11 protein-coding genes are annotated in these 11703 nt (G+C 45.3%); 7 read left to right on the forward strand and 4 right to left on the reverse strand.

From position 1 onward, the window contains the following. Position 1: 1 nt before the first annotated feature. The 4 genes from ACLD3P_RS16595 (at position 2) to ACLD3P_RS16610 (ending at position 2453) form a co-directional block, all read left to right on the forward strand. Positions 2-520 carry a fimbrial protein BcfF gene (locus ACLD3P_RS16595; protein ID WP_001243228.1) on the forward strand — a complete coding sequence of 173 codons (519 nt, stop codon included), beginning with the start codon at positions 2-4 and terminating at the stop codon, positions 518-520. Next, positions 486-1217 (forward strand): fimbrial chaperone BcfG, encoded by a 732-nt coding sequence (gene bcfG / locus ACLD3P_RS16600; RefSeq protein WP_131046625.1) that lies wholly within the window; start codon positions 486-488, stop codon positions 1215-1217. The genes ACLD3P_RS16595 and bcfG overlap by 35 nt, the downstream gene beginning before the upstream one ends. Before the next feature lie 64 nt (positions 1218-1281). Continuing rightward, on the forward strand, positions 1282-2127 hold the full coding sequence (locus ACLD3P_RS16605; RefSeq protein WP_000291393.1) for a DsbA family protein: 846 nt from the start codon (positions 1282-1284) through the stop codon (positions 2125-2127). A 38-nt stretch (positions 2128-2165) separates the two neighbouring features. Beyond that, positions 2166-2453, forward strand: coding sequence for a hypothetical protein (locus ACLD3P_RS16610; protein WP_131046624.1), 288 nt, complete (start codon positions 2166-2168; stop codon positions 2451-2453). A 99-nt stretch (positions 2454-2552) separates the two neighbouring features. Here ACLD3P_RS16610 and ACLD3P_RS16615 read toward each other — a convergent pair whose 3' ends face one another. Then, positions 2553-3002 carry a transcriptional regulator gene (locus tag ACLD3P_RS16615; RefSeq protein WP_001250363.1) on the reverse strand — a complete coding sequence of 150 codons (450 nt, stop codon included), beginning with the start codon at positions 3000-3002 and terminating at the stop codon, positions 2553-2555. Between the two features lie 378 nt (positions 3003-3380). On the opposite strand from ACLD3P_RS16615, the gene ACLD3P_RS16620 reads away from it, so the two are divergent. Continuing rightward, positions 3381-4385: a LysR family transcriptional regulator gene (locus tag ACLD3P_RS16620; protein ID WP_131046623.1), complete on the forward strand. Its 1005-nt coding sequence runs from the start codon at positions 3381-3383 to the stop codon at positions 4383-4385. A gap of 7 nt (positions 4386-4392) precedes the next feature. Here ACLD3P_RS16620 and ACLD3P_RS16625 read toward each other — a convergent pair whose 3' ends face one another. Further along, on the reverse strand, positions 4393-4833 hold the full coding sequence (locus tag ACLD3P_RS16625; RefSeq protein ID WP_411006503.1) for a transcriptional regulator: 441 nt from the start codon (positions 4831-4833) through the stop codon (positions 4393-4395). A gap of 522 nt (positions 4834-5355) precedes the next feature. Between ACLD3P_RS16625 and ACLD3P_RS16630 the strand changes: the two genes are divergently transcribed. After that, positions 5356-7074, forward strand: coding sequence for an aryl-sulfate sulfotransferase (locus ACLD3P_RS16630; protein WP_134945051.1), 1719 nt, complete (start codon positions 5356-5358; stop codon positions 7072-7074). Between the two features lie 45 nt (positions 7075-7119). Here the strand turns inward: ACLD3P_RS16630 and ACLD3P_RS16635 are convergent, their stop codons facing one another. Both ACLD3P_RS16635 and ACLD3P_RS16640 read right to left on the reverse strand, forming a co-directional pair. Beyond that, entirely contained in the window at positions 7120-8691 is a 1572-nt protein-coding gene (locus tag ACLD3P_RS16635) for a bifunctional metallophosphatase/5'-nucleotidase (RefSeq protein WP_000262864.1), read from the reverse strand. A gap of 98 nt (positions 8692-8789) precedes the next feature. After that, on the reverse strand, positions 8790-9551 hold the full coding sequence (locus ACLD3P_RS16640) for an outer membrane protein OmpK (protein ID WP_024797415.1): 762 nt from the start codon (positions 9549-9551) through the stop codon (positions 8790-8792). A gap of 594 nt (positions 9552-10145) precedes the next feature. On the opposite strand from ACLD3P_RS16640, the gene ACLD3P_RS16645 reads away from it, so the two are divergent. Continuing rightward, entirely contained in the window at positions 10146-11639 is a 1494-nt protein-coding gene (locus ACLD3P_RS16645; protein WP_000831886.1) for a sulfatase, read from the forward strand. The last annotated feature ends 64 nt before the right edge of the window (positions 11640-11703 follow it).

An 11703-nucleotide genomic window follows, 5' to 3' on the forward strand; every position in this document is an offset into this window, starting at 1 on the left:
TATGCGTAACGATATCCTGTACGGCATCGGGATGCTGCTGGCGGCATCCGGCGTCCAGGCGCACGATGGCCGGGTCTATGTCTCCGGAACCATCACGGACAATACGTGTTCGCTCTCTCCAGACTCGGAAAATATTAACGTGGCGATGGGCGCGGTTTCTCAACGGCAGTTTTATCGCGCAGGCGACGGTTCCGCATGGCAACCTTTTGCTATCGATTTACAAAACTGCGGCAGCACTGCCAGCGGCGTAACGGTCAGTTTTAGCGGTGCGGGGGACAGCCGTAATACGGATTTATTGGCGCTTACCGCAGGGGAAAGCGACGCTTCAGGCATTGGGATTGCGCTTTATGATCAAAATAAAACCTTAATCCCACTGGGGCAGGAGAGTGATGTAGTGACGCTCAGTCCGGGCCAGGCGTCGGCGCATCTGCAATTTTACGCGCGTTATCTTGCCGATGGCGGCACGGTAACGCCCGGGGATGCCAATGCCTCCGCAACCTTCATTCTTGCCTATGAATAAGTTCTTTTTACGCTGCGCGATATATTGGTGCTTGCTTCCCATATCATGGGCGCAGGCTGGCGTGGTGATTGGCGGTACTCGCTTCATCTATCATGCGGACGCCCCGGCATTAAGCGTACCGGTAAGTAACCATTCAGAAGCGTCCTGGTTAATTGATACGCATATTTTACCTGGCGGCCGCTGGCCCGGAACCAAAAACGAAGGAAATATCACGCCCTTCGTGGTCACGCCGCCATTATTTATGCTTTCAGCGCGCCAGGAAAATTCAATGCGGGTGGTTTATACCGGCGAACCGCTACCCGCCGACAGGGAAAGTTTGTTTACCTTGAGTATCGCCGCTATTCCCTCCGGTAAACCGGAAGCGAACCGTGTACAAATGGCGTTTCGTTCGGCTTTAAAATTGCTCTATCGCCCTGAGGGACTCGCCGGCAATCCGCAGCAGGCCTACCGGCATCTGATCTGGTCGCTTACCCCTGATGGCGCGACGGTACGCAATCCGACACCCTATTACGTTACGCTCTTTTTATTACGTACTAACGAGCGCGCCCAGGACAACGCCGGGGTCGTGGCTCCCTTTGCAACGCGTCAAACGGACTGGTGCCGGCACACGGTTCGCTGCACTGTGCGCTGGCAAAGTATTAATGACTATGGGCGGGTAATGCCAGCGCAAACCGTGGATCTGACGCGTATTCATTAACCTATTTTTCAGGCGTCTCCCGATAGCGGGAGGCTTTCCGATCTTATCGAACGAGACTTTTATTATGTATTATCACGCGTTAAAACTTTCCCGACTGGCGATGTTGACGTTGGCAGGCGTTGCCGTATCCGCCTCGGCAATCGCCGCCGATTCTGCCCCGACGTCGCAAATTGGCCCGACGGCGGAAGCCTACATCGTCAGTCATCCGGATAAAGTGGGAGAGGTGGTGGCAACGTACTTGGCCGAACATCCGGAATTTTTGGTCGCCGCCAGCGAGACGTTGCATCAGCGTCAGCAGATTGCGCAACAACAGGCGTATGTTCAACTGGCATTGCAGTATCGTGCTGAGTTGCTCAGTAGCAGCAGTCCTTCCGTTGGGCCCAACGAGGCAAAAGCGGCGGTGGTGATGTTCTTTGATTACCAGTGCTCGTGGTGCAGCAAAATGGCGCCTGTGGTCGAAAACCTGATTAAGGCGAACCCGGATACCCGGTTTATTTTCAAAGAGTTTCCTATTTTTTCCTCCCGCTGGCCGGTATCCGGACTGGCGGCCAGAGTCGGCGAACAGGTATGGCTTACCCAGGGCGGGGCGAAATATCTCGACTGGCATAATGCGCTTTATGCCACAGGGAAGGTGGAAGGCGCGTTAACGGAACACGATGTCTACACCCTGGCGCAACATTATCTAACGCCGACGCAGTTGGCCGCCGTAAAAGAAGCGCAAAGCAGCGGTGCAGTACATGATGCGCTCCTCACTAACCAGGCACTGGCGCAGCATATGGACTTTAGCGGCACGCCTGCTTTTGTCGTCATGCCTCAGACGCAAAACGGTGATGTAAAACGGGTGACCGTGATCCCGGGAAGCACGACTCAGGATATGTTGCAAATGGCAATTCAGAAAGCGAAGGGGTGATATTCGCTCAGAGGAGAACGTACAGGAGTGAAAGTAAAATGAAGTCTATGCGTTGCGTCATACCGGTGATTTTACTTTCCTTTATCGTTCATGAAGGGACAGCGAAACCGACCGCTCAGATTCATTTTATGGGATCGGTTGTTGAGGCAGGCTGCTGGAATGACGTGGGAACCTTAAAAATTCAATGCCATAATAAAGAGGGAGTTGAACGTTATATTATTGTCGAGAATATTATCACGCCAATATCGTCTCCTCATGCAACGGTAAAACGAGATTATTTGGATGAAGATAAGCAATTAACAGTGCTACGCATTGTCTATGACTGAACCGCGTAGCAGACCGCAGATGGTGTCCCGTCAGTGTCGTGTGAGGATATTATGAAAAATGTTCTCACCTTCCCGGGACACGGTCTACAGACTTTATCTTCAGATAAACGGTGCTAAAAAGAAAAGCACGATCAATAAAAAAAGAGTGGGAATACCAATGGATATAATTTTATTACATCGATGAGTATGATATTGAATAGCTTGTGGCGGTATGTCAGCAGCGTCAATGATAAATCTTTCATCGATTTTTATCCCTTGCCTGGGGAGCGTAACAAACAGTTCGAAAAGCCCGATTTGTTGTAAATCTCGTCGCAGCAGATAAAGAAGTTGCGTCAAATTAGCATCGCTAACAAATTGACTTCGCTCTCCCCAAACTGCGTGTGAAATCATCTCCCGCGTAATCAGTTTCTTGTAGGCATTTTCAAAAAGATAGCTTAAACAACGCGCACGCATTAGCGTCACCTTTAGCACTTTTTTATCATGTAATGATATTATTTCTCTTAACGACTCATTATAAATAAATTCGTTATTGATAGTATATTGTCTCATGAATTCACTCCGTTTTGATATTCATAAGGTAAGTTTCACACTGTCAGTGTGTTCACTGGCGGTAAAGTACTCCTTACATCAGTACGGATAAGCGTAGAGAACCGCAAAGAAATAAGAGAATCATTTGTGATTAAACAGGATAACATTATGCTTTTTTACTTTTTTATAAAGTGTGCCAGATGTTTTTGATGTTTTTGATGTTTTTTATAAAATAGCATCATGTGTTTTTATTTCACACAGGCTGAAATGATATCAATAAAATTATAATTTAATAACAAACAGGTAGAGGAAATGATTTACTTATTGAAATAAGTGTGGTGCAAGGTTAATCTGCGTCTTAAATGATGGAGCCAGATTATACCAGCCAGGATAACCTATATGCGGCCAATAAAAAATGCTAAAAAAATTGACTACAATCTGATCAAAGTGTTCGATACGGTTATTACTGAAGGAAATGCAACCAGGGCGGCGAGGAAACTGGATGTCACGCCTGCGGCGATCTCTCAGGCTCTTCTTCGTTTACAAAATATTTATGGCGAAGAGTTATTTATCAGAACCCGCAAAGGATTAGTCCCGTCCAGCAAAGGTAAATCGCTTCACCAGGTCTTTCGCCAGGCAATTGAATCTATAGAAAGCACACTGTGCGATAAAACAGATGCTCAGGAGAGTAATGAACTCATTGTTCTGGGAAGTGATATCACTGAAAATTACTATTTTCCGGCATTGCTGGATATGATGTTGGTGAATCGATATATTATTAAACACTATGCGATTAAAAAAACAGGGGAATACTCGCCAGCCTCCATGCTGACGCATGGCTATGCGGATGTCATCATGGGAATTCTGGATATTAAGAGTGAGATGATCGAAAGTTATCTTATTGATAATTTATCTGATTTTGTTTGTGTTTGTGGTGAAAAAAGTCCATTGGTTGGGCTTGAAAAAATTTCTTTATATAATTTTTATGCTGCCAGACATGCTGTCTATCATTCAGATATGTTCTCTTCTTTCACCGCTGATAGCATTGATTTATTCAAGAGCAGTACGCCTTATGCGGGGCGCAGGGAAATAGGTTATTATAGTGATTCACTATTTGGAGTTATCGGTGTTGTTGAGAAAAGCGATATGGTTGCGATTTTGCCAGGAAAGATTGCTACTTATTTTAGAGATGTACGGCGTTATAATATAAAAATACTACGTATGCCTGATGAAATAATTTTTCGTACGTTACCCGTTTATGCTTATCTGGCTACAAACAGCATCCATTATAAAAATGCCAAAAAACTGATATCAACATTTCAGTCGACCTTTCTTTTTAGCCAGGAAAAGCAGCCTGACGCTTTGGTTGAAGGAAGCACATCCTTATGCGATTTGTCGGTTTAATATCAAATTATCGTATTGAATAAATAACCATTATGACCATGGTCAGTAAAGCGAAAAGTAATGCCATATATTTATACCCTTCTTTTTTTAAAGAAGAGGGGAGGTAGCTTTTGTTTTCATTGCTGATAATAATGTTAGCATCTACTTTAATACCCGTTCGAGGCACCGTGGAAAAAAACTGGCTCAGGCCAAAGCCTTTAAGGTCGCGCCGCAGTAGATATAAAATCTGGGTCAGGTTGGCGTCGCTGATAAATTGACTTCTTTCCCCCCAAAGTTCATTAGAGAGTTGTTTTTTATAAATAATCTCTTGTTGTGCATGATTCAGCATATATTCCAGACACTTTATGCGCATTGCGACAATTTTTATCATCTTTCCCGTTTTTATGTTTTTTAGCTCATTGGTCTTATCATTGTAAGTGTGCGTGCTGTTAATTAAATAAATAGTCATGATGTTATTTAATGGGTTTAATTGGGGTGGCGATAATAATATGCATATTAAATTCATGGATCAACTGGCGTGATTGTAATAGCGTCTTTTTTCCAGAGAAAATCGTATCATGTCACAAAAATGATGGTTTTTTAGAAAAGCTAAAGTTTTATTTTTAGTTACTCTAAAAATAAAATGATAGTAGTGTTAATTTTTATCAGTAGATTGATGTGCTTTGATTGATTTATTGTTGGTATAAAATAATTTGAATTACGGCGTAAGGCCTATGCCAACCATTAAAAAGGTATAGGCTATTGGTCGCAAAGCATTAATGCTACATAATTGTTATGCTTTTATAGTAGCGCCAGGGAAATAAAATCTCCGGATGATAAAGAATAGTGTTAGTCTGGGTGTTATTTTATGGATGTTTTATTTTAAATTATTAAACCGATTTCTCTTGTTGACGTAGGGTTATTTGCTAAGCAACGGGCTGGCATGTTGTATCTGCTCGTTGTCTATATCCCAATTAATCAGGAGAAACGTATGAATAAGAAAAGCTCGTCAATGGTTAACATGCCCGCACCGCGTGAGCCGATTAACCAGAAAATCGATACCAATAACGCACTGGTGTTAAACCATAACGCCATATATGAACAACGATTAGCGGAGATCACGCAATCTAATACCTGTGACAAGGCCATTGTCACCGTAAATCCCTACGGGACCGCCCCGTTGAGTCTCTATCTGGGGATTTGGATCGATGAAGCTGCCGCGCTTGAGATCAATGTTGTTGATAGCGAAGCGACGACAGAGGCAGTGCGTTATCAATATGATGTACATCCGGGCGCTAACCTTATTCCTGTGTGTGGGATGGTATCCGCGGTGAATAATCAGATTACCCTACGCCTTGCCTCGCAAATTGTCGGGCAATATACAGTAATGACAGACGCATTACCGCCCACGGATTCGGCTAACGTGAGCCTCGGTTTCCCTATTATTAGCGTCTCCTGTCCTGCGCAGCAGGCCTCGCTGATGGAGGAAGGGCTTTATTTCTCCACTTATTTTGATCGGTATAATCTGGCTTTTGATCATAACGGGATTGTCCGGTGGTATGTAAATCAGGAAATCCCTTCTTATAATTTTGTCAGAATGGATAACGGCCATTTCCTGGCGACGTCACAGGGAATAAACCATTGTCTGAATATGTATGAATTTGACATTATGGGACGAGTTTATACGGTTTATCTTCTCGACAATGAGTTCCATCACTCCATTCTTCCCATTGAGAACAATCTGGCGATTGCGCCTTCAGAATATAGCAATGGACGGCCAGACGGTTACTCAACCGGGAAAGATGGCGTTTCTATTATTAACTTATCTACCGGACTTGAAGTCGCCTATTACGATATGCTGTATGTGATGGATTATTCCAGATCGCCGCGTCCTTCCGGAAGCGCGCCAGGTCAGGACGTATCAATGGATGACTGGCTGCATATCAACCAAAGCTATATTAATGAACCCAACAATTTGCTGATCTGTTCCGGTCGACATCAGAGCGCGATTTTTGGCGTAAATGTGGATTCCGGCGAACTGCGCTTTATTATGGCGAACCATGAGGATTGGTCTGACGAATTCAGGCAATACTTATTAACCCCTGTCGATGATGATGGCGTCCCGCTGTATGATCTTACCTCGCCGGGAGGGATTGATGCGGCAGATAAGAATTTCTGGACCTGGGGGCAGCATAACATTGTTGAAATTCCAAATGATGAGCCTGGTATCCTGGAGTTTATGGTCTTTGATAATGGTAACTATCGTTCACGCGAAGATGCGAAAAGTCTGTTGCCTCTCGATAACTTCAGCCGGGTGGTGCAGTTTAAAATAAACCTAAACACGATGACCGTAACGCGTCCGTATGAATATGGTAAAACGGAAGTCGGGAACCGGGGCTATAGCAGTTTTGTGAGCGCTAAGCATTTATTGACTAATGGTCACCTGGTTATTCACTTCGGCGCGACGACGGTTGATGAGTTTGAACATACCATTACCGCGCAACCAGGTTCCAGCGATCTTGTCGATCCGGATGAAGGGCAACAGGCATTAGGCCGACTGGTATTACAAGAAATCAATAAAGAGACGAAAGAGGTCTTATTCGAAGCGATGGTGACGTCGGGCTATTTCAAGAGCGAAGAGACGAATGGCACGAATTATCGTTATGATATTTCTGCATTTCGGGTATACAAAATGCCGCTGTTTGCATAACTAAGTATGTTATGCGGCCGGTTATCGACCGCATAACATTATGGCTTATTTGCTAATATCATCCACGCGCATGGTGTGGTCAGGTTGAATATTATTAACCTGCTTCATATAGTTAACCAACGCCGGTGCGGTTTGTATCCCTATATATTTGATATTTTTACCTTTAGTGAAGGTAAATCCGCCACCACCTTTACCGATAAAGGAATCCAGCGCGACGGTATAGAGTTTATTGTCTTCTACCGGTTTGCCTTTGATATCAAATTCAACAATACGCTGGCCCAGCGGTTTGGTGCTGTCATATTTAAACTGGACGGTTTTCGATACGTGCAGCATACCGTTTTTCAGATCGGCAGCGTGTGACATGATGGATTTCAGGTCCTTACCGCTGATTTCCATGCTCATGACATCGTTGGTGAACGGATACATACTCAGCACATCACCATAGGTGATATTACCTTTAGGCAATTCGGTACGGATACCGCCAGCGTTATAGAAGGCGGCGTCGGCGCCAGGAACGGTAGCCATCAGGGCGTCGGTGATTAAGTTGCCGGTTGGCGCGGATTCACCGTAAGAACGGGTTAGCACTTCCGGAGAGTGCGCGACCACCTCATCGGTAATTTTCTTAACCTTGTTATCCCATTCGTCAATTTTGGCCTGCGTGACCGGATCTGGCTTATAAGTATCCGCATACATGGTGATCAACTTACCATTGTAGCTGTCCACTTTTTTGGTTTCCGGGTTCCAGTCAAGCACCAGTTTACCTAATTCGATGGTGTACGCATCCGTGGAAACGACAAGGGTATCGCCCACTTTAATCGGTTCTGGCGTACCTTTATGCGCATGGCCGGTAATCAGGACGTTAAGTCCATAGCCTTCCAGCGATTTCGCCATATCAACGTCGGTTTTCAGAGCGCGTGCGACATCAGCCTCGCCTGCGCTGGACTGCATACCCGGCACGCCTTCGTGGGCGAGCAGCACGGTCAGGTCAACTTTCCCTTTTAACTCTTCCAGCTGTTTTTTCACATAAGGAATCGGATCGCGGCAGTCAACGCCTTCACGCACGCCTGCGGCAATCGCTTCATAGAATGCGGAAACGCCGTGCATACCGATGACGCCGATCTTGAATCCATCTTTTTCCACGATGGTATACGGTTCTTTAATTAATGGCGTATCTGTGCCGCTGTAAAAAACATTATCCAACAATACCGGGAATTGCAATTTGCTGAGTTGTTTAACCAGATTCTCATGGCCATGGTCAAATTCATGGTTACCGACAGAGACGGCGTCGTAAGGCATGGTATTTAAAATATCAATAATAGCCTCGCCTTTGGTCAGCGTACTGATAAAAGGTCCGGTGAAATAGTCGCCAGCATCAAAGAAAAAGACATCTTTCTCTTTCGCTTTTGCATCTTTGACAATTTTCGAGATGGGCGCAAAGCCCCCTACCGGACGTGTCTTGGATACATAGGGGATAATTTCCGGGGTCACATGGGCATGTAAATCGTTTGTATAATAAATTGTGATGTCACGCGCATCGGCTGAAAAGGAAATGGCTGAAGACAAACCAATGCACAGCGACAGTAGGGATATCGAAAACTTTTTGTTCATATAAACCATCCATTTACGCTACATTAAAGAAAAACAATGCCTGTAGTCGTGTCATCCACGACTACAAACGGGGGAAATTAAGTAATATTCATCAAGTTTATTAATTATTAAAACTCGAAGCCGATCAGGTAATTCATACGGTCGCCGTAGCCGTCATACCCCAATTTATTATTGAAGTAACGGTAAGAGACGGAGGCGGTCCATCGCGGCATAAATTTCCATGTAAACGTTACCGCGCCGTTCAGGCCGGTCTTCCCACCCTGCTGTTCGGCGTAGGCATCATTACGATCCATTTCAACTTCGTTCCAGTTTGAAATGACGAACTTTTCATTAAACATATCGAAGTTATAAGCCGCGACCCAACCGAGAACATAACCGTTAAAGCCTGTCGCCTGTCCATACTTTTTAGAGGTATAATCGTTCGATAAGTTATGAACAGCGAAATAGGGCTTAATAAAGCCTGATGGGCTGGTTAAACCCAGATAACCTACCCCGTACATCATGTTTAATTCATCACCGAATTTATTCTCCATCGACATATAGAGTTTCATCATTGCGGTAAAGTTAGAGCCTTCTACCACCCTATAATGTCCCAGAAATTGGGTAACATGGTTACGGCCTTCTACCGGATGGTTGAGCACGTTCATTTCATAAAATGATGCAAATTCGCCCCTGTCAAACACGGCGCCGAAATCGGCTACCGCTTTCCACACTTCGCCGCGATCGACATTGACAAAGCCTTTATTCCAGTCGCCATATCCGAAGCTAAGTTTACCGTATACGCGTTTCAATTCCGCTGCCTGGCCATTAAAGCAAGAGAAAAGAACACATGCGGCGAGTAGACTATTAATATATTTCTTATTTTTCATGCTCAACTCCATGAGGTAAAAACACAGTGAAATGTTGTGTAAAGAAGCGAATTCTAAGGAGTGTCTTTTTATACGTAGGTGATAGATGTCTCAAAAATATCAGCGACATATAATCGTCAAATATTCATGTCAGATAATGTTGTTTATTACGCGATAACTATTTGATTTATAGTTTATGTCTCTGTTGTAAAAGTCACACCGGATAGCATGAAATTAATGAAACTTCGAATGGGGATAATTTCTCGCAAAGACAACTTACTGCCAGTAAATGAGGGTGTTAGCGTTGAAATAACAACATATATTGACATCACAATAGCGGTTCTGACACATGGGCCATATTTGAGATCTGCATCACTCGTTCGCGATTTCTTTTTTTATAGACTGCTTCAGGCGTGTTTTCTTTAGCACGAAATATATTTATGGCATTAATATTATAATGAGTGTGAATAATTTTCCACGATAAAACGATGTTAATGGAAGAAATATAAGACAAATCGAATATATATAGTGCAATTAATTCAGGCTGTATTCCGCAGCCGGGTCTATCGGCAAATATATCGTAATCAGACCGTGCGATAACTCAAAGGAGTTGAAATGAAAAGAACAGTCGTTGCCAGTATGATAGGGTTGGCGCTATGCGCTGGAAGCGTATTATCAACCGCGCAAGCGGCAACCGCAAAGCGCCCTAACTTAGTCATTATTCTGGCGGATGATTTAGGGTATGGCGATCTCGCCACCTACGGGCACCGCATCGTTAAAACACCTAACATAGACAAACTGGCGCAGGAGGGGGTGAAGTTTACCGACTATTATGCGCCAGCGCCTCTGTGTTCTCCTTCCCGCGCGGGCCTGTTAACCGGCCGTATGCCGTTCCGTACCGGAATCCGTTCCTGGATACCGGAAGGCAAAGATGTTGCGCTGGGGCGTAATGAACTGACTATCGCCAACCTGCTAAAACAGCAGGGCTACGATACGGCGATGATGGGGAAATTACACCTGAATGCGGGCGGCGATCGCACCGATCAGCCGCAGGCGAAAGACATGGGCTTTGACTATACGTTGGTTAATCCGGCGGGATTTGTCACCGATGCTACGTTGGACAACGCCAAGGAGCGCCCGCGCTATGGCGTGGTGCATCCTACGGGGTGGATTCGTAATGGCCAACATATTGGCCGCGCAGATAAGATGAGCGGCGAGTTTGTGAGCTCTGAAGTGGTGAACTGGCTGGATAATAAGAAAGACGATAATCCGTTCTTCTTATATGTCGCCTTTACCGAAGTCCATAGCCCGCTGGCGTCGCCGAAAAAATACCTTGATATGTATTCGCAGTACATGACCGACTACCAGAAGCAGCATCCGGATCTGTTCTACGGCGACTGGGCAGACAAACCGTGGCGCGGCACCGGCGAATATTACGCCAATATCAGCTACATGGATGAGCAGGTCGGTAAAGTGCTGGATAAAATTAAGGCGATGGGCGAGGAAGATAACACCATCGTCATCTTTACCAGCGACAACGGCCCTGTCACGCGTGAAGCGCGTAAGGTATACGAGCTGAACCTGGCCGGGGAAACCGACGGTCTGCGCGGGCGTAAAGACAACCTGTGGGAAGGCGGCATTCGCGTACCGGCAATCATCAAATACGGCAAGCACATTCCACAGGGGATGGTAACGGACACGCCGGTATATGGTCTTGACTGGCTGCCGACGCTGGCCAACATGATGGACTTTAAACTTCCGACCGATCGTACCTACGACGGTCAGTCTTTAGTTCCGCTCCTGAAGGACAAGACTTTAAAACGCCAGAAACCGCTGATCTTCGGTATCGATATGCCGTTCCAGGATGATCCGACGGATGAGTGGGCGATCCGCGACGGCGACTGGAAGATGATCATCGATCGCCAGAATAAACCTAAATATCTCTATAACCTGAAAACCGATCGTTTCGAGACGCTCAATCAAATTGGTAAACAGCCGCAGATTGAGAAACAGCTTTACGGTAAGTTCCTGAAGTATAAAAAGGATATTGATAACGATTCGCTGATGAAAGCCCGTGGCGATAAGCCGACGCCTGTCACCTGGGGCTAATGGAATAATTATAAAAAATTAAGTATGCCACTTAGGGCGATGCCCACCTGATCCGGTCACTCTG

It is taken from the genome of Salmonella sp. 741265073_HBA (assembly GCF_046569105.1).
Classification (GTDB): Bacteria; Pseudomonadota; Gammaproteobacteria; order Enterobacterales; family Enterobacteriaceae; genus Salmonella; species Salmonella enterica.

What these genes read in the sequence shown, in the direction of transcription:
- ACLD3P_RS16625 (WP_411006503.1), bottom strand. Translation starts at nt 4,833, where the DNA reads ATGACTATTTATTTAATTAACAGCACGCACACTTACAATGATAAGACC.
- ACLD3P_RS16610 (WP_131046624.1), top strand. Translation starts at nt 2,166, where the DNA reads ATGAAGTCTATGCGTTGCGTCATACCGGTGATTTTACTTTCCTTTATC.
- ACLD3P_RS16595 (WP_001243228.1), top strand. Translation starts at nt 2, where the DNA reads ATGCGTAACGATATCCTGTACGGCATCGGGATGCTGCTGGCGGCATCC.
- ACLD3P_RS16640 (WP_024797415.1), bottom strand. Translation starts at nt 9,551, where the DNA reads ATGAAAAATAAGAAATATATTAATAGTCTACTCGCCGCATGTGTTCTT.
- ACLD3P_RS16615 (WP_001250363.1), bottom strand. Translation starts at nt 3,002, where the DNA reads ATGAGACAATATACTATCAATAACGAATTTATTTATAATGAGTCGTTA.
- ACLD3P_RS16645 (WP_000831886.1), top strand. Translation starts at nt 10,146, where the DNA reads ATGAAAAGAACAGTCGTTGCCAGTATGATAGGGTTGGCGCTATGCGCT.
- ACLD3P_RS16630 (WP_134945051.1), top strand. Translation starts at nt 5,356, where the DNA reads ATGAATAAGAAAAGCTCGTCAATGGTTAACATGCCCGCACCGCGTGAG.
- ACLD3P_RS16605 (WP_000291393.1), top strand. Translation starts at nt 1,282, where the DNA reads ATGTATTATCACGCGTTAAAACTTTCCCGACTGGCGATGTTGACGTTG.
- bcfG (WP_131046625.1), top strand. Translation starts at nt 486, where the DNA reads ATGCCTCCGCAACCTTCATTCTTGCCTATGAATAAGTTCTTTTTACGC.
- ACLD3P_RS16635 (WP_000262864.1), bottom strand. Translation starts at nt 8,691, where the DNA reads ATGGTTTATATGAACAAAAAGTTTTCGATATCCCTACTGTCGCTGTGC.
- ACLD3P_RS16620 (WP_131046623.1), top strand. Translation starts at nt 3,381, where the DNA reads ATGCGGCCAATAAAAAATGCTAAAAAAATTGACTACAATCTGATCAAA.